Below are 25,674 nucleotides of genomic sequence, written 5' to 3'. Positions count from 1 at the left end.
ACATCTCCTACTTGGGTTGCGTACCGGCGTCAGCGCGCGGCGGCTTCGAGGGATTCCTTCGCGGCGGCCGCCACGTTCTCGGCGGTGAAGCCGAACTCGCGGAAGAGCACCTTCGCGTCGGCCGAGGCACCGAAGTGCTCCAGCGAGACGATCCGGCCGGCGTCGCCGACGTAGCGGTGCCAGGTCAGGCCGATGCCCGCCTCGACCGCGACACGGGCCTTCACCGACGGCGGCAGGACGCTGTCCTTGTACTCCTGGTCCTGCTCCTCGAACCACTCGACGGACGGCATCGAGACGACCCGGGTGGGGACGCCCTTGGCCTGGAGCTGCTCACGGGCCTCGACGGCGAGGTGCACCTCGGAGCCGGTGCCGATGAGGAGGACCTGCGCCGGGCCGCCCTCGGCCTCGAACAGGACGTAGCCGCCCTTGGCGGCCGCCTCGTTGCGCTCGTAGGTCGGCACACCCTGGCGGGTCAGCGCGAGGCCGTGCGGGGCACCCTTGCCGAAGACCTTGGTGTGGCGGCGCAGGATCTCGCGCCAGGCGATGGCGGTCTCGTTGGCGTCGGCCGGACGGACGACGTTCAGGCCCGGGATGGCGCGCAGCGAGGCGAGGTGCTCGACCGGCTGGTGGGTCGGGCCGTCCTCGCCCAGACCGATGGAGTCGTGCGTCCACACGTACGTCACCGGCAGGTGCATCAGCGCGGACAGGCGGACGGCGTTGCGCATGTAGTCGGAGAACACCAGGAAGGTGCCGCCGTAGATGCGGGTGTGGCCGTGCAGCGCGATGCCGTTCATGGACGCGGCCATGGCGTGCTCGCGGATGCCGAAGTGGATGGTGCGGCCGTACGGGTCGGCTTCCGGCAGCGGGTTCCCCACCGGCAGGAACGAGGAGTCCTTGTCGATGGTGGTGTTGTTGGAGCCGGCCAGGTCGGCCGAGCCGCCCCACAGCTCCGGGATGACCGCGCCGAGCGCCTGCAGGACCTTGCCGGAGGCGGCGCGGGTGGCGACGCCCTTGCCGGTCTCGAAGACGGGGAGCTCGTCCTCCCAGCCCGCGGGCAGCTCGTTGGCGTTGATGCGGTCGAACTCGGCGGCGCGCTCCGGGTTGGCGGTGCGCCAGGCGGAGAAGTCCTTCTCCCAGGCGGCCTTGGCCTCGCGGCCGCGGTCGAGGGCCTTGCGGGTGTGGGCGATGACCTCGTCGGAGACCTCGAAGGTCTTCTCCGGGTCGAAGCCGAGCACGCGCTTGGTGGCCGCGACCTCGTCGTCGCCGAGCGCCGAGCCGTGGGCGGCCTCGGTGTTCTGGGCGTGCGGGGCGGGCCAGGCGATGATCGAGCGGGCCGCGATGAAGGACGGGCGGCCGGTCTCGGCCTTGGCGGCCTGGAGGGCGGCGAAGAGCGCCTTCGGGTCGAGGTCGCCGTTCTCCTGCTGCTCGACGCGCTGGACGTGCCAGCCGTACGCCTCGTAGCGCTTCATGGTGTCCTCGGAGACGGCCGTCTCCGTGTCACCTTCGATGGAGATGTGGTTGTCGTCCCACAGGAGGACGAGGTTGCCGAGCTTCTGGTGGCCGGCCAGCGCGGACGCCTCGTGGGAGATGCCCTCCTGGAGGCAGCCGTCGCCCGCGATCGCGTAGACCATGTGGTCGAACGGGGAGGCGCCGGGGGCGGCCTCCGGGTCGAACAGGCCGCGCTCGTAGCGGGCGGCCATGGCCATGCCCACCGCGTTGGCGATGCCCTGGCCCAGGGGGCCGGTGGTGGTCTCGACGCCCTTGGTGTGGCCGTACTCCGGGTGGCCGGGGGTCTTGGAGCCCCAGGTGCGGAACGCTTCGAGGTCCGCCAGCTCCAGCCCGAACCCACCGAGGTAGAGCTGGGTGTAGAGCGTCAGGGACGAGTGCCCCGCGGAGAGCACGAAGCGGTCGCGGCCCACCCACTCGGGGTCCGCCGGGTCATGCCGCATCACCTTCTGGAAGAGGGTGTAGGCGGCGGGGGCCAGGCTCATCGCCGTACCGGGGTGGCCGTTCCCGACTTTCTGGACCGCGTCGGCGGCCAGGATGCGGGCGGTGTCGACGGCCCGCTGGTCCAGTTCGGTCCACTCGAGCTCTGTGGTGGTCGGCTTGGTGCTCACCGTGGGTCAGGGCTCCTCTCCACATGTTTGTATCCCGGTGACGAACGGTGCACCGGCGATTCCGAGCCTACCCCCGCGACGGCGTGCAGCTATTCGAGTGCAGGCGGTCCGTCACCGCGCCGCCGACCCGCGTTCACCCGCGCACGGGCGTCCGGCGCGGCCCGGCCCCCGTATGTATGCACGGTCCGATCGGCCCAACACGAGGCGACCCCGGCGCAGGGCGACGTAAGTGCAACGTCTACAGTGGCGTGGTACGCGCAAGCCTTAACCGGCCCTTCATGTCGTGAATGGTCCGAGTCGGAGCTTGCTGGATTCTCTCTCAGGGGTGTGCGTGACGGCCGTCGAATCCCGTCCAGCGGGGGTGCTCGGGACGAGCCCCGGTCACCGGCCGCTCGGGACCCGCGTCATGGCTTTCGTGGCATTGACCAAGCCGCGGATCATCGAACTTCTGCTGATCACCACAGTGCCGGTGATGTTCCTTGCCGAGCAGGGCGTCCCGTCGCTGCGGCTGGTCCTCGTGACCTGCCTCGGCGGCTACTTGTCCGCCGGCGGCGCCAACGCGCTGAACATGTACATCGACCGCGACATCGACGCGCTGATGGACCGGACGTCGCAGCGCCCCCTGGTGACGGGCATGGTCAGTCCGCGGGAGTGCCTGGCCTTCGGCCTCACCCTCGCGGTCGTCTCCACCCTCTTCTTCGGCCTGCTCGTCAACTGGCTGTCGGCGGCGCTGTCGCTCGGTGCGCTCCTCTTCTACGTCGTGATCTACACGATGCTGCTGAAGCGGCGCACCGCCCAGAACATCGTCTGGGGCGGCATCGCGGGCTGCATGCCGGTGCTCATCGGCTGGTCGGCCGTCAGGAACGAGGTCTCCTGGGCCGCGGTCATCCTCTTCCTCGTCATCTTCTTCTGGACGCCGCCGCACTACTGGCCGCTGTCGATGAAGGTCAAGGACGACTACGCGCGGGCCGGCGTGCCGATGCTCCCGGTGGTCGCGGGCAACCGGGCCGTGGCGCGCCAGATCGTCCTCTACAGCTGGGTGATGGTGGCGGTCTCGCTGCTGCTGACCCCGCTGGGCTACACCGGCTGGTTCTACACCGCGGTCGCGCTGGCGTCGGGCGGCTGGTGGCTGTGGGAGGCGCACGCGCTCCACGCGCGGGCCAAGGCCGGCGTCACGGGCGCGAAGCTCAAGGAGATGCGCCTGTTCCACTGGTCGATCACCTATGTGTCGCTGCTGTTCGTGGCGGTGGCCGTGGATCCCTTCCTCCGTTGATTACTCGCCGGTAGCATGGCTTCCATGGGAGACACCGCAGACACCGCGGCCGCCGCAGGCGCCGCGGACAGGAAGCAGGACCGTAAGGCCGCGAAGCTGGCCAAGCAGATCGGCGCGTTCGCCAGGCAGCACGGCGGCGCCGAGGGCCAGCTCGCCCACATCGGCCAGGCCGGCACCCGGATCGTGCTCGTGGGTACCGACGGCGGCTGGGGCGACCTGGTGGCCCCCACCTTCGAGGCGGCCCGGCTGGCGGCGGAGAAGGCCGGGCTGACCCTGCACGACGAGTTCGACGGGGAGTTCGCCGCGCGCGTGCGCACGGGCCCGTACGAGTGGACGCGCATGGCCGGCATCCAGATCGGCGGACCCGAGAACCCGGCGGCCTGAGCCCCGGAGGACGTCCGCAGGACCCGGGAGTGCCGTCTCGGTCAACAGCCCGAGCAACACCTCACACCCCGCTCACCCGTTAGGACGTGTGGAAGCCCCTTCCTCACGTCCGCAACGGGATGCCCGGATGATCGAAACGCCGCCCCTGGTGGACCAGTACTGCCACGGAGTACTCCGTACGGAGCTGGGCCTGGGCACCTTCGAGGCCCAGCTGATGCGCTCGGCCGGCCCGCCCGCCGCGGGCACCACCTTCTTCGACACGCAGACCGGCTTCGCGGTGCGCCGCTGGTGCCCTCCGCTGCTGGGGCTGGAGCCGCACGCCGCCCCCGCCCGCTATCTGGCGCGGCGGCGCGAGCTGGGCGCGGCCGAGACCGCCCGGCGGCTGCTGAGGGGATCCGGCGTCGCCGCCTACCTGGTCGACACCGGAACGCCCGGGGATCTCACCGGTCCCAAGGAACTGGCGCTCGCCGGGGACGCCGAGGCCTTCGAGTCGGTCCGGCTGGAGTTACTGGCCGAGCAGGTCGCCGACACCTCCGGGACGGTGGGGGCCTTCCTCGCCAATCTCGCCGAGGCCGTCCACCACGCCGCCGCCGGGGCCGTGGCCTTCTCCTGCGCCACGGCCTTCACGGGTGCGGACGCCGTGCCCGTCGAACCCGAGCCGCCCGGCCCCGGCGCGGTGCGCGGGGCGGCCGGACGCTGGCTGGCCCGGCGGCCGCGGGGCGGTGCCGTACGGGACCCCGTACTCCTGGCCCATCTCCTGTGGAGCGCGGTGGCGTCCGGGCTGCCGCTCCAGCTGCACACGGGCGGGGCCGACCCGTCCGGGCTGACCGGTTTCGTACGGGCCACCGCCGGGTTCGGGACGCGGCTCGTGCTGATCGGCGGGTATCCGGGGCACCGCCGCACCGCGCAGCTCGCGGCGGCCTTCCCGCACGTCTACGCCGACACGGGCGCGGCCCTCGGGCAGACCGGGTCGCGGGCCGCGGCGGTCCTGGCGGAGCTGCTGGAGACCGCGCCGTTCGGGAAGGTGCTGTTCTCCAGTGGCGGGCGGCAGCTGCCCGAACTCCACGCGGTGGGAGCCCTGGTGTTCCGCGAGGCGCTCGGCCGGGTGCTGGGCGGGTGGGCTGCCGAGGGCTCCTGGTCCTGGCGGGACGCGGAACGGGTGGCCGCCCTGGTCGCGGCGGGCAACGCCCGCCGCGTCTACCGCCTGGACCGGGGGTAGGGGCCGGGGGCCCGGCCGGCCCGGCCCGGCGCGATCCGGAAGAGCCGGCCTAGACGGCGGAGAGCTGCGGGTCGGCCTGGGCGGGGATGTCCGCCTGCTCGACGGGCCGCTCGCGCAGGCTCAGCGCGAGCCGGAGCACGGCGATCCACACCAGGCAGGAGCCGAGCATGTGGGCGGCGACCAGGACCTCGGGGACCTGGGTGGCGTACTGCACGTAGCCGATCGCGCCCTGGGCGAGCAGCACGATCAGCAGGTCGCGGGCGCGGGCCCGGGTGTCGGCGGGAGCGTCCACGACGCGCAGGACCAGCCACATCGCGATTCCGAGCGCGCACACGAGCCAGGCGGAGACGGCGTGCACGTGGGCGGTGGTGTCCCAGTCGAAGGGCATGCGCTTGATCTCGCTGCTGTCTCCGGCGTGCGGACCGGAGCCGGTCACGACGGTGCCCGCCGCGATCAGGACGAGGGTGGCCGCGATCAGCGCCCACGACAGTTTGCGCACCGGGCCGGGCACGCGCGGCTTGGGGGCGCCGTCGCCTTCACGGGTGCGCTGCCAGGTGACCGTCGTCACGGCGATCAGCGCGGTGGCGAGGAGGAAGTGCCCGGCCACGCTGTAGGGGTTGAGGCCGGTGCGGACGGTGATCCCACCGAGCACGGCGTTGGACATCACGACTGCGAACTGCACCCAGCCGAGCTTCGTCAGGGAGCGCCGCCAGGGCTTGGCCGCGCGGGCGGCGACGATCGCCCAGCCGACGGCCGCGCTGAGCACGTAGGTCAGCATGCGGTTGCCGAACTCGATGGCGCCGTGGAGGCCCTGCTCCTGAGTCACGATCAGGCTGTCGTCGGTGCACTTGGGCCAGGTGTCGCAGCCGAGGCCGGATCCCGTCAGCCGTACCGCGCCGCCGGTGACGACGATGGCCACGCTCATGACGAGCGCGGCGAGTGCGGCCCGCTGGACGGTCCGGGGTGACGGGGTCCAGCGGCTGGCGATGGAGGCGAGGGGGTTCAACACGCCCCATATCGTAGGCGACCCCTTGTGCAAAGTTTCACGAGGGGGTGCCGGAAGGCGTGTCCGGGCCGATGACCAGCCGGTACTTCGCCCCCGCGGGGTCGCCCTCCTCCTGCCACCACAGGAGGACGCGCCAGTGGGCGCCGTCGCCCGGGTGGTCCGCTGAGCCGGCGAACCCGTGTAGTAATTCCGCCGCTACGTCCTCTGCAGTCCGGTTCCTCACTTCTGTGGAGCTCCGCCAGGGATGTCCCAGTGTGTTCCACAGGCCGTCAGGTCCCCGCACATCGAAGCGCCACACCGCGAGCCAGGGCGTGACCTCCAGCATCGTGCGCACCTGTTCGGCGTCAAGACCGAGACCGGCCGCGATCCGCGGCTCCGTCACCCCCTGGATACGGGCGGCCACCACGGCCTGGGGCAGCAGCCGTTCGGGCAGCAGCCCCTGGCTGCGCAGGCTGACCAGCGAGCCGAAGGTCAGGAAGCGCAGCCGCAGTTCCAGCTGGCGGCCGATGTGGTCGAGGGCCTCCTCGGTCTCGCCGGACTCCTCCGCGGCCGGGTCGGCGAGCAGCAGCTGCCGGAAGTCGGATTCGGCGGTCACGGCCCAGGCCGCGGCCTCCTCGGCGAACCCCAGCTCGGCGAGGCGGTCCCCGAGGAAGACCTTGGCCTGGGCCAGGCCCCGCCGGTTGACCGGATCCCGCTGGTCCAGTCCCGCCCACACCTCCACCGCGGTCCGGGTCAGATCGCGGGCGCGCTCACCGGCCGCCCGCTCCATGGCGCTCGGGCCCTCGCCGACGGCCGGGCCCAGCGGGTGCCGGGGCAGCCGGGCCGCGTCGCTGAGCGGCCAGGACAGCCAGACCCCGTGGTTGATCAGCCCGCGGGCGTACCAGCGGGCGAACTCGGCGGAGTGCCCGGCCGCGCGCTCGGAACTGCGCAGGCCCTCCTCGATCGTGGCGAGGGCGCCGGCCCGGTCTCCCGCGGCGAACCGGGCCGCGGCCCGGTCGGCGAGCCGCAGCCCGAGCAGCGCGGTGCACCGCGGGTCGTCCGTGAACGGGCGCAGGGCGCCGATCAGCTCGTCGAGGAGCCGCTCGCGTTCCCCGGGCTCCGTGTGCTCCGCCCCCGACCGCACCCGTGCCCATCGGGCGTCCAGCCGTAGAACGGCCTCCCGCTGCACCATGTCCGCCCCCCGGCTTCATGTGTGAGGGGCCCATCCTCGCGCCATCACGGCCGCGGGGGGAGGGATTTCATTCCCAGCGGAAGAGCCGCGCGGCGGCGCCCAGACCGAGTACGGCCCAGCCCGCCAGCACGGCCGCGTCGCCCCAGGGGAGCGATGCTCCGTGCTGGAGCACCTCGCGCAGTCCGTCGGACAGGGCCGAGATGGGCAGCAGCCCCAGGACCGACTGCACGGCGTCCGGGAACTTCTCCATCGGCACGATCACCCCGCCGCCGACCAGCAGCAGTAGGAAGACCAGGTTGGCGGCGGCCAGGGTCATCTCGGCCTTGAGGGTGCCCGCCATCAGCAGCCCGAGTCCGGAGAAGGCCGCGGTGCCCAGCAGGACCAGCGCGGCCACCGACAGCGGGTCGCCCTGCGGGGACCAGCCCAGCGCGAGGGCGATCACCGTCAGCAGCGCGATCTGCAGCACCTCGGTGACCAGCACCGACAGGGTCTTGGCCGCCATCAGGGCCCAGCGGGGCAGAGGAGAGGCCCCGAGCCGCTTGAGGACCCCGTAGCGGCGGTCGAAGCCGGTGGCGATGGCCTGGCCCGTGAAGGCGGTGGACATTACGGCGAGCGCCAGGATTCCCGGCGCGAGGAAGTCCACGGACTTTCCGGCGCCCGTGTCCACGATGTCCACGGCGGAGAACAGGGTCAGCAGCAGCGCCGGGATGATCACGGTGAGCAGCAGCTGTTCCCCGTTGCGCAGCAGCATCCGGGTCTCCAGCGCCGTCTGCGCGAGGATCATGCGGGACACGGGCGCGGCCCCCGGGCTGGGGGTGAACGTACCGGCGCTCATGCGCGCAGCTCCTTGCCTGTGAGCTCCAGAAAGACGTCTTCGAGGGTGTGCCGCTCCACGGTGAGGCTGCTCGGCATCACGCCGTGCTGCGCGCACCAGGAGGCGACGGTGGCCAGCAGCTGCGGGTGGACGTCGCCGGTGACCCGGTATACGCCCGGGGCGAGCTCGGCGGCCTCGGTGCCGTCGGGCAGCGCCTTCAGGAGCGAGGCGAGGTCGAGGGAGGGGCGGCCGGTGAAGCGCAGGGTGTTCTCGGCGCCGCCGCGGCACAGCTGCTCGGGGCTGCCGTGGACGATGACCCTGCCCGAGTCCACGATGGCGACCTCGTCGGCCAGCTGCTCGGCCTCGTCCATGTGGTGGGTGGTGAGGACGACGGTGACCCCGTCGGTGCGCAGTTCCCGTACGAGGTCCCAGGTCGCGCGGCGGGCCTGCGGGTCCAGGCCGGCGGTGGGTTCGTCGAGGAAGACCAGCTCGGGGCGGCCCACCACGGCCATGGCCAGGGCCAGGCGCTGCTGCTGGCCGCCGGAGAGCCGGCGGTAGGGGGTACGGCCGCAGCCGCCGAGTCCGAGGCGTTCCACGAGGGTGGCGACGTCGAGCGGGTCGGCGTGGAGCTTGGCCATGTGGCGGAGCATCTCGACGGCACGGGCCCCGGAGTAGACGCCGCCGGACTGGAGCATCACGCCTATCCGGGGGCGCAGGGCCTCGGCCTGGGCGACCGGGTCGAGGCCGAGGACGCGGACGGTGCCGGCGTCGGGGCGGCGGTAGCCCTCGCAGGCCTCCACCGTGGTCGTCTTGCCCGCGCCGTTGGGACCGAGGACCGCGGTGACGGAGCCGCTCCGGACGGTGAGGTCCAGGCCGTCCACCGCGGTCTTGGTGCCGTACCGCTTCACCAGTCCGCGGATCTCCACGGCGGGGTCGTTGCTCATGGGGGGTGAGTCTACGGAGCCCTGGAAGGGGCCATGGGTCCCGGGGTCGGGGGCCTCTCCGCCTTCGGTCCGCCTTCTTCCGCCTCCGGTCCGCCCCGGCCGGTCGGCGGTTCCTCTTCGGTCCGTCCCCGGTTCGGCGCGGAGGATTCGATCGCCGCGCAGCGAAATACGGTTCTTTTCAGTCGGTCGGTCTTGGAAGCGCCGACATGTTTCCGTGATCCTTTCCGGGAGTCGATTTTTCTGGCGCCAGGGGACCGGTGGGGGTGCGGATTCCCTGGTCGGGGGCGGTTTTCGGGTCGGTTGGCCCGGTCCGGAAAAGTAGCGGAACACTGCCCTCCGAATAACTCTCCGTCGATAAATAAGGTAACCCTTAGTGATGGAGGCCACCACCAGTGGCGTCCATCACGGCTTGTCGCCGCTCGGTTAATTACGCAACAATGGCGTTGTGAAATACGGCGAACGGCAGATCGACACCCCTCAGGGGGAGCTCGGCACCGGGGAGCGGTCAACCCGCAACCGCGTGGCGCGCTCGATCCTGGACCACGGTCCGTCCACCGTCGCCGACCTCGCCCAGCGTCTCGGCCTCACCCAGGCCGCCGTCCGCCGCCACCTCGACACGCTCGTCACCGACGACGTGGTCGAACCTCGTGAGCAGCGTGTGTACGGTGCGCGCACCCGGGGTCGGCCCGCCAAGGTCTTCGCGCTCACCGACTGTGGCCGCGACGCCTTCGACCAGTCCTACGACACGCTCGCCGCGGACGCCCTGCGCTGGATCGCGCAGTCGGCCGGCGGCGGTGAGCGGGGCGAGGTGGCCGTCGCCGCCTTCGCCAGGTCACGGATGGAGACGCAGGCGCGGGCCTACAAGGAGGCCGTCGAGGCCGCCGCCCCGCAGGAGCGCACGGAGGCCCTTGCCAGGGCGTTGACCACGGACGGGTACGCTGCTACGGCGAAGAGCGCTCCCGGTCCGCACAGCGGTGAACAGCTCTGCCAGCACCACTGCCCGGTCGCGCACGTCGCCGAGCAGTTCCCGCAGCTCTGCGAGGCGGAGACCGAGGTCTTCTCCCGCCTGCTGGGGACCCATGTGCAGCGCCTCGCCACGATCGCCCACGGCGACGGGGTGTGCACGACGTTCATTCCGCGTGGCGCGAGCACCACACAGACCGACACATCAGTATCTGCAAGTACGGCCGGGAGGAACCCCGCATGACCACGGAGATCGCTCACCCTGAGCTCGATGGCCTGGGCACTTACGAATACGGCTGGGCCGACTCCGACGCGGCCGGTGCCGCTGCCAAGCGGGGTCTGTCCGAAGAGGTCGTCCGCGACATCTCGGCGAAGAAGTCCGAGCCGGAGTGGATGCTCAACCTCCGCCTCAAGGGCCTGAAGCTGTTCGACAAGAAGCCCATGCCGAACTGGGGCTCCGACCTCTCGGGCATCGACTTCGACAACATCAAGTACTTCGTGCGTTCCACCGAGAAGCAGGCCGCTTCGTGGGAGGACCTGCCCGAGGACATCAAGAACACGTACGACAAGCTCGGCATCCCGGAGGCGGAGAAGCAGCGCCTCGTCGCCGGTGTCGCGGCCCAGTACGAGTCCGAGGTCGTCTACCACCAGATCCGTGAGGACCTGGAGGAGCAGGGCGTCATCTTCCTCGACACGGACACCGCGCTCAAGGAGCACCCGGAGCTCTTCCAGGAGTACTTCGGCACGGTCATCCCGGTCGGCGACAACAAGTTCGCCTCGCTGAACACCGCGGTGTGGTCCGGCGGCTCCTTCATCTACGTCCCCAAGGGTGTCCACGTGGACATCCCGCTCCAGGCCTACTTCCGTATCAACACGGAGAACATGGGCCAGTTCGAGCGGACGCTGATCATCGTCGACGAGGACGCCTACGTCCACTACGTCGAGGGCTGCACCGCCCCGATCTACTCCTCGGACTCGCTGCACAGCGCCGTCGTCGAGATCATCGTCAAGAAGGGCGGCCGCTGCCGCTACACGACGATCCAGAACTGGTCGAACAACGTCTACAACCTGGTCACCAAGCGCGCCGTGGCGTACGAGGGCGCGACCATGGAGTGGATCGACGGCAACATCGGTTCCAAGGTCACCATGAAGTACCCGGCCGTCTACCTGATGGGCGAGCACGCCAAGGGCGAGACCCTGTCCATCGCCTTCGCGGGCGAGGGCCAGCACCAGGACGCCGGCTCCAAGATGGTCCACATGGCGCCGAACACCTCCTCGAACATCGTCTCCAAGTCGGTGGCCCGGGGCGGCGGCCGCACCTCCTACCGCGGACTGGTCGAGATCGGCGAGGGCGCTGCCGGCTCGAAGTCCAACGTGCTCTGCGACGCGCTGCTCGTGGACACCATCTCCCGCTCGGACACGTACCCGTACGTGGACGTCCGCGAGGACGACGTGACCATGGGCCACGAGGCCACCGTCTCCAAGGTCTCCGACGACCAGCTCTTCTACCTGATGCAGCGCGGCCTCACCGAGTTCGAGGCCATGGCCATGATCGTGCGCGGCTTCGTCGAGCCGATCGCGAAGGAGCTGCCCATGGAGTACGCGCTGGAGCTCAACCGGCTGATCGAGCTGCAGATGGAGGGTTCGGTCGGCTAGTCCCGACCGCCCCGCCCGCAGCACATCCACAGACGCAGACGCAGACCTGCTTAAGAGAGCGAGCAAGACGACAGCCATGGCTGAGGCTCAGAACATTCCGGCGGGCTCCACCACCGCCGGCGCGATCGCGGTGGCCGCCGAGTCCACCGTCGCCACCCGGATGAGTGCGCCCCCGTCCTTCGACGTGGCCGACTTCCCGGTCCCGCACGGCCGCGAGGAGGAGTGGCGCTTCACGCCGCTCGCCCGCCTCAAGGGCCTGCACGACGGCACCGCTGTCGCGGACGGCACCATGAAGGCCCAGATCGACGCGCCCGAGGGCGTCACCGTCGAGTCCGTGGAGCGCGGCGACGAGCGGATCGGCAAGGCCGGCACCCCCGTCGACCGCGTCGCCGCCCAGGCCTTCTCCGCGTTCGCCAAGGCCACGGTCGTCACCGTGCCCAAGGAGACCGTGCTCACCGAGCCGATCCGGGTCGCCCTGCACGGCGAGGGCGGCACGACCTTCGGGCACACCGTCTTCGACATCAAGCCGTTCGCCGAGGCGATCATCGTGATCGACCACACCGGTGACGGCGTCCGCGCCGCCAACGTCGACATCCTCGTCGGCGACGGCGCCAAGGTGACCTTCGTGTCCGTCCAGGACTGGGACGACACGGCGGTCCACACCTCGCAGCACAACGCCCTCGTCGGCCGCGACGGCAGCTTCAAGTCCGTGGTCATCACCTTCGGCGGTGACCTGGTCCGCCTGCACCCGCGCGTCACCTACGCGGGCCCCGGCGGCGAGTCCGAGATGCTCGGCCTGTACTTCACGGACGCCGGCCAGCACCAGGAGCACCGCCTCCTGGTCACGCACGACGCCCCGCACTGCAAGTCGAACGTGGTCTACAAGGGCGCGCTCCAGGGCCAGGACGCCCACGCCGTCTGGATCGGTGACGTGCTCATCGAGAAGACCGCCGAGGGCACCGACACCTACGAGATGAACCGCAACCTCGTCCTCACGGACGGCGCGCGGGTCGACTCCGTGCCCAACCTGGAGATCGAGACCGGCGAGATCGTCGGCGCCGGCCACGCCTCCGCGACCGGCCGCTTCGACGACGAGCAGCTCTTCTACCTGCAGGCCCGTGGCATCCCGGCCGACGAGGCGCGCCGCCTGGTCGTCCGCGGCTTCTTCGCGGAGCTCGTCCAGCAGATCGGTGTCGACGACATCGAGGAGCGTCTGCTCGCCAAGATCGAGACCGAGCTCCAGGGTTCCGTCTGATGAATTTCGTCAAGGCCTGTGCGCTCAGCGAGCTGGAGGAGAACACCCCGAAGAGGGTGGAACTCGACGGCACGCCGGTGTCCATCGTCTCCACCGAGGGGGAGGTGTTCGCGATCAACGACATCTGCTCGCACGCGAACGTCTCGCTCTCGGAGGGCGAGGTCGAAGACTGCATGATCGAGTGCTGGCTGCACGGGTCGGCCTTCGACCTGCGCACCGGCAAGCCCTCGGGTCTGCCCGCGACGCGCCCCGTACCCGTATACCCCGTAAAGATCGAAGGGGACGACGTGCTCGTCTCCCTCACCCAGGAGTCCTGAGGTATCCATGGCAACGCTTGAAATCCACGACCTGCACGTCTCCGTCGAGGCCGAGAACGGCGCCCGCGAGATCCTCAAGGGCGTCGACCTCACCGTCAAGCAGGGTGAGACGCACGCCATCATGGGTCCGAACGGCTCCGGCAAGTCCACCCTCGCGTACTCGCTCGCCGGTCACCCGAAGTACACCATCACCGGTGGCACCGTGACCCTCGACGGCGAGGACGTCCTGGAGATGTCCGTCGACGAGCGCGCCCGCGCCGGCGTCTTCCTCGCGATGCAGTACCCGGTCGAGGTCCCCGGTGTCTCGGTCTCCAACTTCCTGCGCACCTCGGCCACCGCGATCCGCGGCGAGGCGCCGAAGCTGCGTACCTGGGTGAAGGAGGTCAAGTCCGCGATGGAGCAGCTCCAGATGGACCCGGCCTTCGCCGAGCGCAACGTCAACGAGGGCTTCTCCGGCGGTGAGAAGAAGCGCCACGAGATCCTCCAGCTGGAGCTTCTCAAGCCGAAGATCGCGATCCTCGACGAGACCGACTCCGGCCTCGACGTCGACGCCCTGCGCATCGTCTCCGAGGGCGTCAACCGCGTCCGCGAGACCGGTGAGGTCGGCACCCTGCTGATCACCCACTACACGCGCATCCTGCGCTACATCAAGCCCGACTTCGTGCACGTGTTCGCGAACGGCCGTATCGCCGAGTCCGGCGGCGCCGAGCTCGCCGACCAGCTGGAGGCCGAGGGTTACGACAAGTACGTGAAGGGTGGCGCGACCGCGTGACACAGCTGCCTGGCCTCCTCGACATCGAGGCGATCCGCAAGGACTTCCCCCTGCTGGATCGTGTGGTCCACGACGGGAAGAAGATCGTTTACCTGGACAACGCTGCGACCTCGCAGAAGCCGCGCCAGGTGCTCGACGCGCTGAACGAGTACTACGAGCAGCACAACGCCAACGTCCACCGTGGCGTGCACGTGCTCGCCGAGGAGGCCACGGCGCTGTACGAGGGCGCTCGCGACAAGGTCGCCGCCTTCATCAACGCGCCCAGCCGCGACGAGGTGATCTTCACCAAGAACGCCTCGGAGTCGCTCAATCTGGTCGCGAACATGCTCGGCTGGGCGGACGAGCCCTACCGGGTCGACCGCGAGACCGAGATCGCCATCACGGAGATGGAGCACCACTCCAACATCGTGCCGTGGCAGCTGCTCTCGCAGCGCACGGGCGCGAAGCTGAAGTGGTTCGGCCTCACCGACGACGGCCGGCTCGACCTGTCCAACATCGAAGAGGTCATCACGGAGAAGACGAAGATCGTCTCCTTCACGCTGGTCTCCAACATCATGGGCACGGTCAACCCGGTCGAGGCGATCGTCCGGCGCGCCCAGGACGTCGGCGCCCTCGTGCTGATCGACGCCTCCCAGGCCGCCCCGCACATGCCGCTGGACGTGCAGGCGCTCGGCGCCGACTTCGTGGCCTTCACCGGCCACAAGATGTGCGGTCCGACCGGCATCGGCGTCCTCTGGGGCCGCCAGGAGCTGCTGGAGGACCTGCCTCCGTTCCTCGGCGGCGGCGAGATGATCGAGACCGTGTCGATGCACGCCTCGACCTACGCCCCGGCGCCCCACAAGTTCGAGGCGGGTACGCCCCCGATCGCCCAGGCCGTCGGCCTCGGCGCGGCCGTGGACTACCTGAGCGCGATCGGCATGGACAAGATCGCCGCCCACGAGCACGCGATCACCGAGTACGCGATCAAGCGCCTCGCGGAGGTGCCCGACCTGCGGATCATCGGCCCCACCACGGCCGAGGACCGCGGCGCCGCGATCTCCTTCGTCCTCGGTGACATCCACCCGCATGACGTCGGCCAGGTACTGGACGAGCAGGGCATCGCGGTCCGCGTGGGACACCACTGCGCACGCCCGGTCTGCCTGCGCTACGGAATTCCTGCGACGACGCGAGCGTCTTTCTACCTGTACTCCTCTCCGGCCGACGTCGACGCGCTGATCGACGGGCTGGAGCACGTACGGAACTTCTTCGGCTGACGGACGAGGCGACGAGGACGCAGTGAAGCTGGATTCGATGTACCAGGAACTGATCCTGGACCACTACAAGCACCCGCACGGGCGTGGCCTGCGTGACGGCGACGCCGAGGTGCACCACGTCAACCCGACCTGCGGTGACGAGATCACGCTGCGCGTGAAGTACGACGGCGAGACGTTGACCGACGTCTCCTACGAGGGCCAGGGCTGCTCCATCAGCCAGGCCAGCGCGTCCGTGCTGAACGAGCTGCTCGTCGGCAAGGAACTGGCCGAGGCGCAGAAGATCCAGGCGGTCTTCCTGGAGATGATGCAGTCCAAGGGCAAGATCGAGCCCGACGAGGCCATGGAGGAGGTGCTGGAGGACGCCGTGGCGTTCGTCGGCGTCTCCAAGTACCCGGCTCGTGTGAAGTGTGCTCTGCTGAGCTGGATGGCGTGGAAGGACGCGACGGCCCAGGCTCTGGGCGGCGCGGAGAGGGAGACGGCATGACCGAGAACGCGACGCCCGAGGCGTCGATCAAGCCGGCCACCGAGGAGGAGGTCCGCGAGGCCCTCTACGACGTGGTCGACCCCGAGCTGGGCATCGACGTCGTCAACCTGGGCCTGATCTACGGCATCCACATCGACGACGCGAACATCGCCACCCTCGACATGACGCTGACCTCGGCGGCCTGCCCGCTGACGGACGTCATCGAGGACCAGGCGAAGTCGGCGACGGACGGCATCGTCAGCGAACTCCGGATCAACTGGGTCTGGATGCCGCCGTGGGGCCCGGACAAGATCACGGACGACGGGCGCGAGCAGCTCCGCGCGCTCGGCTTCAACGTCTGAGCCGTAGCGAACGAGCAAGGGCCCCCGGCATCGTGCCGGGGGCCCTTCGCGTGTACGGCCGAGCGGCCGAGCGGCCGAGCGGCCGAGCGGCCGGGAGGGCCGCTCAGTCGTCCGTCGGCTTGTTCGGCCGTGTCTCCGGCAGCGTGTTCGGCAGTGTTTCCGGCTCCTCGCCGGGCTGCGGTTCCGGCCGGTGCGGGTGCGCGAGGGTGGGCGCCTCCGGGTCCGTGTTCGCGGGTCCGGCCGGTCCGGTCGGTCCGGCCGTGGGCGCCGTCGCGGGCCCGGTGGTGGGCGCGGTCGCGGGCATGGGGCCGGTGCCGTGGGCCTGAGCGGCGAGTTCCGCGAGGATGGCCTGGGCGAGGTTCTCGCGCCGCAGCCGCTGGTCCACGTACAGCAGATTGCTGACCAGCTGGGAGTACCCGATCTGGAACATCTGGCTCAGGCCGGAGCCGATCATGATGCACAGGAAGCCGAACACGAGGGCGACGACCAGGCCCGTCGACAGGTCGGCCCCCTCGCCGGCCTCGCTTCCCTCGGCCATGAGCGGGATCATCCCGAACATGCCGATGAGCTGGAAGGGCATCTGGATCAGGTAGGCGACGCTCGCCGCGATCATGCTGCCGACCAGGGTGATGCCGAAGATCCGCCACCAGTCACCCTTGACGAGCGCGGCCGAGCGGCGCAGCGCGGTGACGGGGCCGGCCTTCTCCATGACCGCCACGGCAGGGGCCAGGCTGAGCCGGGTGCCGAGCCAGACGGACACCGGGATGGCGGGCAGCAGGAGCAGCGGCAGGACGAACAGGCCCCCGGGCGACGGGTCGTCACCGGAGACGGAGACGATCATCACCGGAATCCACACCGCGACGGCGACGAGGACCGGGGCACCCGCGATCATCCCGGTGAGTGCCAGCGTGCCCAGGACGGCGGGAGTCCGCCGCAGGGCCGCGCGCCACATCGCGCGGAAGGTGGTGGGCCGGCCGACGACCGCCTCCTGGAGGATCGCCGGGCACAGAGCCGTGAGCACGGCCATGCACAGCAGGCCCACGGCGGACAGCAGTACGAACAGCGTGACGGCCGCGACGAGGAAGGGGGTCAGGTGCTCGGCCGCCGGGTCCTGCCCGTAGGGCGGGTCGAAGACCGGTTCGATGTGGTCGTACACCGCGGCGACGGCGATGCCCACCAGCAGGGCCATGACCGCCAGGCACAGGCCCAGCACGGTCAGCATGACGCCGACGAGCTGCTTCCAGTAGCGGCCGAACGTGGCGAAGGAGGCGCTCACGACGTCCCCCAGGCCCAGGGGCTTCAGGGGCACCGTCCCGGGCTGCGGCGGTGGCGGCGGGGCCCATCCTCCCCAGTGCGGGCCGCCGGGGCCGCCGGGACCTCCCGGCCACGGTGCTCCCGGTGCTCCTGGTGCCCCCGGTGCCCCCGTGGGTCCCCACCCTGCGCTCTGCGTCATACGTGCACTCCGTCTGTTCGTTCCCCCATCGAACGCACACCGTATACCAGCATGTCAGGTGCATGGCGGCAGGTTTTCCTCCGGCTTGTGTACGGGCGTACGCATCGTGTGTACAGTTGTACGCATGCCCTACGTCATGCTTGCCGCGGCCATCGCCGCCGAGGTCGCCGGAACCACCGCGATGAAGTACAGCGACGGCTTCACGAAACTGTGGCCGTCGCTGGGCACCCTGCTGGGCTACGCCATCGCCTTCACCCTGCTCGCGCAGACGCTGAAGTCGATGTCGGTGGGCACGGCGTACGCGATATGGGCGGGTGTCGGAACCGCCGCGATCGCCGCCATAGGCATGGTCTTCCTGGGGGAGGCGGCCACCGCCGCCAAGATCGCCGGGATCGCCCTGGTGATCGGTGGGGTGGTCCTGCTCAATCTCGGCGGGGCCCACTGATGACCCCGGGCGTGCGGCGCTACGACCCGGACCGGCGGCAGCGGATCATCGACGCGGCGCTCCGGGTGGTGGGCGAGCGCGGCATCGCGGGGCTGACCCACCGCAGCGCCGCCGCGGAGGCCGACGTACCGCTCGGGTCGACGACGTACCACTTCAAGACGCTGGACGACCTGCTCGTCGCCGCGCTGCGCCAGGCCAACGAGGGCTTCGCGCAGGCGGTGACGGACTCGGACGCGCTGACCGGCCCGGACGTGGACCTCGCCGGGGCCCTGGCCCGCCTGCTCGGGGAGTTCCTGGCGGCGGACCGGAGCCGGGTCGAGCTGGAGTACGAGCTCTACCTGGCGGCCCTGCGCCGCCCGGCGCTGCGGCCGGTGGCGGCGCAGTGGTGCGAGGCGGTGTCGGCGGCGCTGACCCCGCGGACCGACCCGGTGACCGCGCGGGCGCTGGTGGCGGCCATGGACGGGATCGGCCTGCAGGTCCTGCTGACGGACGCCGCGTACGACGAGGAGTACGCCCGCGAGGTCCTGCGGCGAATCCTGCGGCCGTCGTAGCCGCCGCCACGGCCTGCACGGCTGGCGCATCCGGTGGCCAAGCCGCCCGCCCAGCCCGCGGCCGGCCTGCTCGGCATGGCAGTCTGCTCGGCCTGACGTCCGGTGGCCCGACCGGGCGGCCGCCCGGCCTGGCCGGCCCGCGCCCGGCGGCGGGTTCGGCCTCTGGCCTGGTGGCCTGACGGCCTGGTGGCCTGACGGCCTCCGGCCTGCCAGGTCTGCCGTCCGGTGGCCCCTCTGGGCGCGGCGGGCCGCCAGACCTGCTGCCCGGTCCTGCCCGCAGCCTGACGGCCGGGCCGACCCGCGGCCCGAGGGCCGGCCTGGCCGGACGTCCCGAGGGGGTGGTCCGTTCAGCCCGCGGCCGGGCGGTCCGCGGAGCGGACGGTCGCGAGGGCCGTCTGCACGCTCGCCTCGATGTCCTGGATCGGGTAGATCACCTCGCGGACCGTCCGGTCCCGGTCGACGACGAGCGTCAGCCGCTTGATCCGGCTCGTGCCCGCCGCGCGGAACGTCGGCAGGCGCAGCGCGGCCGTCAGTGTCAGCTCCGCGTCCGACAGGAGCGGGAACCGCAGCCGCTCCCGGTCCGCGAACTCCCTTTGCTCGTCCGGGCGCTGGGTCGACACCCCGTGCACGGTGGCGCCGGCCGCGGTGAACTCCGCCAGCTGGTCGCGGTAGATGCACGACTCGAACGTGCAGCCCGTGGCGCCGGGGATGCCGGCCCAGCCGGGCGGGTAGGACTCGGCTCGCGCGTACGCGCCCGGGAAGCAGTACAGGACCGTGAACGGGGTGTCCGCCACCGGGTCGCTCAGCTCGCCGAAACGGTCCGGCAGCAGTAGCTCCGGCACCCGGGTGCCGCGCAGCGCGTGCACCCGTTCCGCCTCGCGCGAGGCCTCGTCGGTCGTCGCCGTCATCTCTCCCTCTCCCAGGACCCAGGTGTCTCCCCAGTCCTGGAGGGCCACCAGGACGGGCAGCAGCCCCCGCCCGCGCGGGGTCAGCCGGTATTCGTGCCGCACCGGGCGTTCCTGGTACGGCTCGCGCGACAGCACCCCGGCCTCGACGAGCAGCTTCAGCCGCTCCGCCAGCACCTTGCGGGACATCCCCAACTCGCGCTGGAGCTCGTCGAAGCGGTACAGACCGCGCGCGGCGTCGCGCACGATCAGCAGCGTCCACCAGTCGCCCACCACGTCGAGCGCCTGGGCGATGGCGCAGTCCGCGTCGCCGAGGTGTGTGCGCTGGGCCATGGCACTCCTTTGTCCGTTGACCCCAAGGCTGCCATGCTGACATAGTCAGTTCCTAAAGGGAACTTACTCGTTCGAGCGCAGGGGACACGGGTGTGCTGCAGGGGTTCAAGGACGTACCGCGGGTCGTGTGGCTGCTGGCTGCGGGGATCTTCGTCAACACCGTCGCCAGCTTCACCGTCGTCTTCGTCTTCCTCTACCTGACCGGCCCGCGCGGCCTCGGCACCACCGAGGCGGGCCTGATCGTCGGCGTCGGCGGCATCGGCCTGGTCGCGGGCAACTTCACCGGCGGCTGGTACGGCGACCGCTTCGGCCACCGCAGGGTGCTGCTCACCGCCTCGGCCCTCGGGGGCTCCGCCCTCGTCGCCCTGCCGGTGGCCCCCACCGGGGTGCTGGCCGTCCTCCTGCCGCTCGCCCAGTACGCCTCCGGGGTGATCCGCGCCGCGAACTCGGCGCTGGTCGCCGTCACCGTGCCGGAGGGTTCCCGCCGCCAGGCCTTCGCCGTCACCCGCTGCCTGTCCAACGGGGGCTTCGCGGTGGGCGGCCCGCTCGGGGCGCTCGTCGCGACCGGCCTCTCGTACGACTGGCTCTTCGTCGCGGACGGCCTCGGCACCCTCTTCTTCGCCCTCTGGACCGCCCGGGTCGTCCCGGCCAGGGCCCCCACCACCGCCCCTTCCTCGGCCCCGGACGGGGGTCTGGGCCGAGGGGGGCTGTGGCGGGAGCTGCGCGCGCGGCCGGCCGTACTGGTCCTGCTCGGTGCGATCGTCGTCATCGACGTCGTCTACCGGCAGCACCTCACGACCTTCCCCGTCTACCTCGCCGACCACGGCATGGACACCCGGGTGTACGGATGGCTCATCGCGGTCAACTGCGGCGTCATCCTGCTCCTGGAGATCCCCGCCGCCCTCGCCCTGCGCCGGCGCTCCCCACTGCCCGTCATCGGCGGCGGACTGGTCCTGGTGGGCGGCGGCTACGCGATGCTGATGCTCGGGGCCGGAATCGCCACGGCCGTCGCCATGATGCTGCTGCTCACCCTCGGTGAGCTCCTCTACAAGACCACCGCCATGGCGTACGTCGCGGACGAGTCGCCCGCGCACGCCATCGGCCGGTTCCAGAGCCTGTACGCGGGCTTCTCCATCAGCGGCTTCGTCCTCGCCGCGCCCCTCGGTGGCGCCCTGTACGACAGGGCGCCGGAGCTGCTGTGGCCGCTGTGCGCGGTGCTCGGCGCCGCCGCCGGGGGGATCGTGCTGGTCACGGGTGCGCGGGGGGTGCGGCGACCCGTGCGACCGTCACATGAGACCGGTTCGCGACCGAAGGCCGTCGCCGGTTAGGTTTCGGATATGACTGCTACGCGTACCACCGGCGCCGTCGCCGCCGGACTTGCCACCATCACCGCCGACGGCACCGTCCTCGACACCTGGTTCCCCGCCCCCGAGCTGGTCGCCGAGCCCGGCCCGGCCGGCACCGAGCGCCTCACCGCCGACCAGGCCGTGGAGCTGCTGGGCGCCGCCGCGGCCAAGGCGATCCGCACGGACGCGGTGCGCGGCGTCGAGGTCGTAGCCGTCCGCACGGTCATCTCCTCCCTGGAGGACAAGCCGCTGGACGCGCACGACGCGTACCTGCGGCTGCACCTGCTCAGCCACCGCCTGGTCAAGCCGCACGGCCAGAACCTCGACGGCGTCTTCGGCCTGCTGGCCAACGTCGCCTGGACCTCGCTCGGCCCGGTCGCCGTCGACCAGGTCGAGACCGTCCGCCTCAACGCGCGTGCCGAGGGCCTGCACCTCCAGGTCACCTCGATCGACAAGTTCCCGCGCATGACGGACTACGTCGCCCCCAAGGGCGTGCGCATCGCCGACGCGGACCGGGTCCGCCTCGGCGCGCACCTCGCCGAGGGCACCACCGTCATGCACGAGGGCTTCGTCAACTTCAACGCCGGCACCCTCGGCACCTCCATGGTCGAGGGCCGCATCTCGGCGGGCGTCGTGGTCGGCAACGGCTCCGACATCGGCGGCGGCGCCTCCACCATGGGCACCCTCTCGGGCGGCGGCAAGCAGATCATCTCGATCGGCGAGCGCACCCTGATCGGCGCCGAGGCGGGCGTGGGCATCGCGCTCGGCGACGAGTGCGTGGTCGAGGCCGGCCTCTACGTGACCGCGGGCACCCGCGTGACCCTGCCGGACGGCCAGATCGTCAAGGCCCTGGAGCTCTCCGGCGCCAACAACATCCTCTTCCGCCGGAACTCGGTGACCGGCGCCGTCGAGGCACGCCCGTACAAGGCGGCCTGGGGCGGCCTGAACGAGGTCCTGCACAGCCACAACTGACGGCGGCCGACGGCCCCACCGGCCGGCCCCGTCCCTGCGAGCGCCCTCCCGCCGTCCACCACGGCCGGGAGGGCGCTCGGCCGTTGCCGGAGCCAGGTACCCGGGCGCGGGTACTCGGGCGGGACTGAGTATCCGCGCGCTGGTGGCCCGCGGGGCCCGGGGGAAGGCTGGGGACATGCGACGACGAACAGACCTCGGCCCCACGTCCCCCCTTCCGGTCGCCCTGGCGCTCGCCATGATGGCGGCGGCCGCGTGGGCCGCCTGGCTCGGCTGGGACCAGCACCGCGATGTACAGCCCGACGGTTCGCAGACCGGGCCCTACGAGGCCTGGCAGGTGATCGGGCTCTGTCTGACGCTGCTCGTGCCCGTGTGCTGGGCGGCGTACCGGGGCCGCGCGGCGGGCGTCGTCGTGGGTGTCACGGCCGGACTGACCGGTGCCGCGGCCTACGACTGGTCGGACGACGCCAGCGGACTCTTCGTGATCGGCGTGGGGATGGTCATGGTGGGGAGCCTGGTGGTGACCGCCGGGGTCTGTGCCCTGATCGCCGCCCTGAGGCCGAAGGCGCCGACGGCCCGCAGCGGCGGATAGGACGGGGGCCCGCCGTACTCAGCTCAGGGGGATCGTACGGACCAGGCCCGCGAAGGCCTGCTTCTCGGCCTCGGTCAGCTCCACCGTCTCCATCGGGTGCCCGGCGGCGCCGCGCTGGCCCGGGATCATCGGCAGGGCCTCGGAGACGGCGGGCTGCGCCCGGCGGAACCGGTCGTCGCCCCGCAGGTGGCGGAGGCCGGTGAACGAGACGATCGCGACCACGAGCAGGACGGCCAGGCCGATTTCCTGAGCGGGGGAGATGGAGGGGAACACGAGGATCCTCCCGGGGGCGTTCGGTACGAGCCGGTACAAGATCGAGCGTGGAGACACTCAACCACCACAACGGGCCGATTCGGCAGGGATGTGTCGAGGGTCACGCCAGGGCCGAAAGTCCCCAGCTTGTCCGAGAAGCCCCCTTACGGCTCCAGGGGCAGCTTGAAGCCCTCGTGGCTGCGCGCGAAGCCCAGGCGCTCGTAGAACCGGTGCGCGGCCGTCCGCCGCTTGTTGCTGGTCAGCTGGACCAGGCCGCAGCCGCGCTCGCGGGCCCGCTCGGCGGCGAGCCGCATCAGCTCGGCGCCGAGTCCCGAGCCGCGCCGGTCCGCGCGGATCCGTACCGCTTCCACCAGGGCCCGTTCCTGCCCGTTCTGGCCCAGGCCCGGGATGTAGGTGATCTGGAGGCAGCCGAGGACGACTTCGCCCGCCTCACCCGACCCGCTCCCCGGGCCCGCCGCGGCCGTGAGCACCAGCATCTCGTTGCGCGGATCCGCCTCGATCGCGCCGAAGGCCCGCTCGTGCGCCTCGCCGATCACGATCCGGGCCGGGTCGACGACCGAGTCCTCGTCGGCGAGCAGGGCGAGTACGGCGGGCAGGTCCTGGCGGGTGGCCTCACGGAAGATCATGGCCCGGATTGTGGCAGGGGGCCCGGACGCGACGGCGTCCGGGCCCCCTGCGGCTGCAAGCCCCGAGGAGCTACGGGCGGAAGCGCAGCACCTGCGGGTCGTGGTCGCTGTTCTGCGCCGAGAACTCCGCGTTGATGTGCACGCTGTCGTACGTGAACTTCTTGATCGCCGGGCTGGTCAGGATCTGGTCCAGCACCTGCGCGTTGCCCTGGTAGACGTAGGAGTAACGCTCCGCCTTCGGCAGCGACTTGATCGCCGGGTACAGGGCCCCGCCGTCCGCCAGCGCGTCCGTCGTCGCCGAGAACTCGAAGTCGTTGATGTCACCGAGGACCAGGACGTTGGCGTTCTTGTCCTCCGCCAGGATCTGCTTCACGAAGCCGTTCACGGCCTGCGCCTGCTGCAGTCGCTTGGCCTCCGAGGAACGGACCGGCGGCTGGTGGTGCGAGGTCAGACCCTCGTCGCCGCCCTTGGAGCCGAAGTGGTTGGCGATCACGAAGACCGTCTTGCCGCGGAAGACGAACTCGCCCGCCAGCGGCTTGCGGCTGTCCGCCCACGCCGGGTTGGCGGGGTCGACGCGGCCGGGGGAGTGGGTCAGGGCGGCCTTGCCGTTGACCTTGGTCACGCCGGTCGCGGTCACCGCGTCACCCGGGGCGCGCTCGGTGAAGGAGACCCGCGCCGGGTTGAAGAGGAACACCTGGCGGATGTTGCCGCCGGGCTCGCCGCCGTCCTTCTTGTCCTCCGGGTTGACGGTCCGCCACTGGTAGGCCGGGCCGCCGGCGGCCGAGATCGCCGCGGTGAACTTGGCGAGGGTCTGCTCGGCCGAGACCGTACCGTCGTTCTTGGCGCCGTTGTCGTCCTGGATCTCCTCCAGGGCGAGGACGTCGGGGGAGGCCAGGTTCTCGACGACCGCCTTCGCCAGCGCGTCGAACTTCTCCTGCGGGTCGGTCGGGTCGAGGTTCTCCACGTTGTACGTGGCGACCGCGAGCTCCTGCTCGGCCTGCGGCTTGGTCTTCTCGGGGGCGAGCGTGCCCGCCTTGACGGTGCCGAGGGTACGCGCCACCAGCGTGTAGCCGCCGAACTGGTTGAAGTCCAGGGGGCCTTCCGTGGTGCCGGTCAGCCGGTCGCCGACGTTGGCCACCGGGAAGGGCTGCTGCGCGATGGGCGCGAGCTGCTGGATCTGCAGGCGGCCGGTGTTCTGGGACTCGTAGGAGCCGTAGATGGTGCCACCGCGCTTGGCGGTGTTCTCCCAGCCCTTCACCGTGACCCACAGCTCCGAGTACGGGTCGGTGGCGCCGACCACGCGGGAGGTGCCGATCTTGACGTTCATGCCCTCCAGCGACTCGTAGTAGTCCAGGGCGTAGCGCGAGGGCTCCAGGGTCAGACCGTTGATGCTGCCGGCGGCGGCCGGGTCGCCCGCCGGGGCGTACTCGGCGGGCACCGAGTACTCGTTGATCGCGGTGGCCTCGGGCAGCGCGTTGCCGGAGGAGACGACGGTCACCGTCGGCTTGGAGATCTGGGTGACCGACTGGTTGCCGGAGGTCAGGCCGCCGGGGACGTACTCGCCGACCGTGCCGGACACCTTGACCGCGTCGCCCGTGGCGACGGTCGGGACCGAGTTGGTGAAGACGAAGACGCCCTCACTGGTGGCGTCGTTGTCGTCGGCGTCCGGGTCCTGGATCCAGAAGCCGCGCGAGCCGTACGTGCGCACACCCGTGACGATGCCCGCGACGTCCGTGACCTGCTTGCCGTTGAGCGGGGATATCCGGGTGGTGCCCTGAATGTCGTGGATGCGTATCGGATCGGCGGACACGGCGCCTTCGGCCGCGTCGGCGGAGCCCGCGAGCAGGCCGGTGGCCAGTGCGGTGGCGACGAGGGCCGCGACGGCGGCGGAACGGGGATGCGAGGAGCGCATGGGCAGGAACTCCGGTGTGGGAGAGGGAAAAGGTGGGGGGTACGGCAGTGAGATCTGCGGGAGACGTGCCGCCCCCGATTCATCTACGCGCGTCAATTTCCTGTGTGGCCCGCAAAGTTGTCAACCCCTCCAGGGAATACGACAGCTGACTGTGGGATGAACCAAAGGGGATGGCCCGCCGGACAAACCCGAAATGCGTCTACGCTGGAACGCCGCACTCAGGCCGCGTCTGTCATCTGCGCCACATCCGCATGCCCGCACTGCCCGTCATGTCGGCCATGTCATCGAAATCCGGGCGCA

26 protein-coding genes are annotated in these 25,674 nt (G+C 71.0%); 16 read left to right on the top strand and 10 right to left on the bottom strand.

The genetic code is table 11. The features are described from left to right. Positions 1-29: 29 nt before the first annotated feature. Complete coding sequence (gene tkt, locus DEJ51_RS07675; RefSeq protein ID WP_150256916.1) at positions 30-2,117, bottom strand: transketolase; 2,088 nt, start codon at positions 2,115-2,117, stop codon at positions 30-32. Positions 2,118-2,442: 325 nt separating this feature from the next. Here tkt and DEJ51_RS07670 point away from each other — a divergent pair, with 325 nt between their 5' ends. The 3 genes from DEJ51_RS07670 (at position 2,443) to DEJ51_RS07660 (ending at position 4,993) form a co-directional block, all read left to right on the top strand. Then, positions 2,443-3,390 (top strand): heme o synthase, encoded by a 948-nt coding sequence (locus DEJ51_RS07670; protein ID WP_150261748.1) that lies wholly within the window; start codon positions 2,443-2,445, stop codon positions 3,388-3,390. Positions 3,391-3,414: 24 nt separating this feature from the next. Continuing rightward, positions 3,415-3,774, top strand: coding sequence for a hypothetical protein (locus DEJ51_RS07665; RefSeq protein WP_150256915.1), 360 nt, complete (start codon positions 3,415-3,417; stop codon positions 3,772-3,774). Between the two features lie 127 nt (positions 3,775-3,901). Continuing rightward, positions 3,902-4,993 (top strand): amidohydrolase family protein, encoded by a 1,092-nt coding sequence (locus tag DEJ51_RS07660; protein WP_150256914.1) that lies wholly within the window; start codon positions 3,902-3,904, stop codon positions 4,991-4,993. A 49-nt stretch (positions 4,994-5,042) separates the two neighbouring features. On the opposite strand, the gene DEJ51_RS07655 is transcribed toward DEJ51_RS07660, so the two are convergent. The 4 genes from DEJ51_RS07655 to DEJ51_RS07640 form a co-directional block, all read right to left on the bottom strand. After that, complete coding sequence (locus tag DEJ51_RS07655) at positions 5,043-6,032, bottom strand: COX15/CtaA family protein (protein WP_150256913.1); 990 nt, start codon at positions 6,030-6,032, stop codon at positions 5,043-5,045. Between the two features lie 4 nt (positions 6,033-6,036). Next, positions 6,037-7,170, bottom strand: a complete 1,134-nt coding sequence (locus DEJ51_RS07650) for a hypothetical protein (RefSeq protein ID WP_150256912.1) — start codon at positions 7,168-7,170, stop codon at positions 6,037-6,039. Between the two features lie 67 nt (positions 7,171-7,237). Further along, positions 7,238-8,005, bottom strand: a complete 768-nt coding sequence (locus tag DEJ51_RS07645) for an ABC transporter permease (RefSeq protein WP_150256911.1) — start codon at positions 8,003-8,005, stop codon at positions 7,238-7,240. After that, positions 8,002-8,928: an ABC transporter ATP-binding protein gene (locus DEJ51_RS07640; RefSeq protein ID WP_150256910.1), complete on the bottom strand. Its 927-nt coding sequence runs from the start codon at positions 8,926-8,928 to the stop codon at positions 8,002-8,004. Before DEJ51_RS07640 ends, DEJ51_RS07645 begins: the two co-directional genes overlap by 4 nt. 445 nt (positions 8,929-9,373) lie before the next feature. Between DEJ51_RS07640 and DEJ51_RS07635 the strand changes: the two genes are divergently transcribed. The 8 genes from DEJ51_RS07635 to DEJ51_RS07600 all read left to right on the top strand — a co-directional run bounded on the left by DEJ51_RS07635 (position 9,374) and on the right by DEJ51_RS07600 (position 15,969). Beyond that, on the top strand, positions 9,374-10,135 hold the full coding sequence (locus tag DEJ51_RS07635) for a helix-turn-helix transcriptional regulator (RefSeq protein WP_190620253.1): 762 nt from the start codon (positions 9,374-9,376) through the stop codon (positions 10,133-10,135). Beyond that, the gene (sufB, locus tag DEJ51_RS07630; protein ID WP_150256909.1) at positions 10,132-11,547 is read left to right on the top strand and encodes a Fe-S cluster assembly protein SufB; all 1,416 of its coding nucleotides are present in this window, start codon (positions 10,132-10,134) and stop codon (positions 11,545-11,547) included. Before DEJ51_RS07635 ends, sufB begins: the two co-directional genes overlap by 4 nt. Before the next feature lie 76 nt (positions 11,548-11,623). After that, complete coding sequence (gene sufD / locus DEJ51_RS07625; RefSeq protein WP_150256908.1) at positions 11,624-12,802, top strand: Fe-S cluster assembly protein SufD; 1,179 nt, start codon at positions 11,624-11,626, stop codon at positions 12,800-12,802. Then, positions 12,802-13,119: a bifunctional 3-phenylpropionate/cinnamic acid dioxygenase ferredoxin subunit gene (locus tag DEJ51_RS07620; RefSeq protein ID WP_150256907.1), complete on the top strand. Its 318-nt coding sequence runs from the start codon at positions 12,802-12,804 to the stop codon at positions 13,117-13,119. Before sufD ends, DEJ51_RS07620 begins: the two co-directional genes overlap by 1 nt. A 7-nt stretch (positions 13,120-13,126) precedes the next feature. After that, the gene (gene sufC, locus DEJ51_RS07615) at positions 13,127-13,891 is read left to right on the top strand and encodes a Fe-S cluster assembly ATPase SufC (RefSeq protein WP_053785807.1); all 765 of its coding nucleotides are present in this window, start codon (positions 13,127-13,129) and stop codon (positions 13,889-13,891) included. Beyond that, entirely contained in the window at positions 13,888-15,144 is a 1,257-nt protein-coding gene (locus DEJ51_RS07610) for a cysteine desulfurase (RefSeq protein WP_150256906.1), read from the top strand. The genes sufC and DEJ51_RS07610 overlap by 4 nt, the downstream gene beginning before the upstream one ends. Positions 15,145-15,166: 22 nt before the next feature. Beyond that, complete coding sequence (gene sufU, locus DEJ51_RS07605) at positions 15,167-15,628, top strand: Fe-S cluster assembly sulfur transfer protein SufU (RefSeq protein ID WP_150256905.1); 462 nt, start codon at positions 15,167-15,169, stop codon at positions 15,626-15,628. Next, positions 15,625-15,969, top strand: a complete 345-nt coding sequence (locus tag DEJ51_RS07600; protein WP_030009139.1) for a metal-sulfur cluster assembly factor — start codon at positions 15,625-15,627, stop codon at positions 15,967-15,969. Before sufU ends, DEJ51_RS07600 begins: the two co-directional genes overlap by 4 nt. Positions 15,970-16,072: 103 nt before the next feature. Here the strand turns inward: DEJ51_RS07600 and DEJ51_RS07595 are convergent, their stop codons facing one another. Next, positions 16,073-17,278 (bottom strand): hypothetical protein, encoded by a 1,206-nt coding sequence (locus tag DEJ51_RS07595; RefSeq protein ID WP_150256904.1) that lies wholly within the window; start codon positions 17,276-17,278, stop codon positions 16,073-16,075. Positions 17,279-17,546: 268 nt separating this feature from the next. Here DEJ51_RS07595 and DEJ51_RS07590 point away from each other — a divergent pair, with 268 nt between their 5' ends. Continuing rightward, a complete protein-coding gene (locus tag DEJ51_RS07590) occupies positions 17,547-17,867 on the top strand; it encodes a DMT family transporter (RefSeq protein WP_030720338.1) in 321 nt (106 codons plus the stop codon). Then, on the top strand, positions 17,867-18,418 hold the full coding sequence (locus tag DEJ51_RS07585) for a TetR/AcrR family transcriptional regulator (protein WP_150256903.1): 552 nt from the start codon (positions 17,867-17,869) through the stop codon (positions 18,416-18,418). Before DEJ51_RS07590 ends, DEJ51_RS07585 begins: the two co-directional genes overlap by 1 nt. A 347-nt stretch (positions 18,419-18,765) precedes the next feature. Here DEJ51_RS07585 and DEJ51_RS07580 read toward each other — a convergent pair whose 3' ends face one another. After that, entirely contained in the window at positions 18,766-19,656 is an 891-nt protein-coding gene (locus DEJ51_RS07580; protein WP_150256902.1) for a winged helix-turn-helix transcriptional regulator, read from the bottom strand. Positions 19,657-19,751: 95 nt separating this feature from the next. Here DEJ51_RS07580 and DEJ51_RS07575 point away from each other — a divergent pair, with 95 nt between their 5' ends. The 3 genes from DEJ51_RS07575 to DEJ51_RS07565 all read left to right on the top strand — a co-directional run bounded on the left by DEJ51_RS07575 (position 19,752) and on the right by DEJ51_RS07565 (position 22,563). Beyond that, positions 19,752-20,984, top strand: a complete 1,233-nt coding sequence (locus DEJ51_RS07575; protein WP_150261746.1) for an MFS transporter — start codon at positions 19,752-19,754, stop codon at positions 20,982-20,984. A gap of 9 nt (positions 20,985-20,993) precedes the next feature. Beyond that, positions 20,994-21,974: a 2,3,4,5-tetrahydropyridine-2,6-dicarboxylate N-succinyltransferase gene (gene dapD / locus DEJ51_RS07570; RefSeq protein ID WP_150256901.1), complete on the top strand. Its 981-nt coding sequence runs from the start codon at positions 20,994-20,996 to the stop codon at positions 21,972-21,974. A 175-nt stretch (positions 21,975-22,149) separates the two neighbouring features. Further along, positions 22,150-22,563, top strand: coding sequence for a hypothetical protein (locus DEJ51_RS07565; protein WP_150256900.1), 414 nt, complete (start codon positions 22,150-22,152; stop codon positions 22,561-22,563). Between the two features lie 18 nt (positions 22,564-22,581). Here the strand turns inward: DEJ51_RS07565 and DEJ51_RS07560 are convergent, their stop codons facing one another. The 3 genes from DEJ51_RS07560 to DEJ51_RS07550 all read right to left on the bottom strand — a co-directional run bounded on the left by DEJ51_RS07560 (position 22,582) and on the right by DEJ51_RS07550 (position 25,374). Beyond that, on the bottom strand, positions 22,582-22,836 hold the full coding sequence (locus tag DEJ51_RS07560; RefSeq protein WP_150256899.1) for a hypothetical protein: 255 nt from the start codon (positions 22,834-22,836) through the stop codon (positions 22,582-22,584). 143 nt (positions 22,837-22,979) lie between these two features. Then, complete coding sequence (locus DEJ51_RS07555; RefSeq protein WP_150256898.1) at positions 22,980-23,462, bottom strand: GNAT family N-acetyltransferase; 483 nt, start codon at positions 23,460-23,462, stop codon at positions 22,980-22,982. 70 nt (positions 23,463-23,532) lie between these two features. Beyond that, positions 23,533-25,374, bottom strand: coding sequence for an endonuclease/exonuclease/phosphatase family protein (locus DEJ51_RS07550; RefSeq protein WP_150256897.1), 1,842 nt, complete (start codon positions 25,372-25,374; stop codon positions 23,533-23,535). Positions 25,375-25,674 lie beyond the last annotated feature (300 nt).

Origin of the sequence: Streptomyces venezuelae (assembly GCF_008642275.1) — a bacterium.
In the GTDB taxonomy this organism is placed as follows: Bacteria; Actinomycetota; Actinomycetes; order Streptomycetales; family Streptomycetaceae; genus Streptomyces; species Streptomyces venezuelae_E.
The sequence above is the reverse complement of the archived record's forward strand: the minus strand, read 5'-3'. Positions and strand labels throughout refer to the sequence as shown.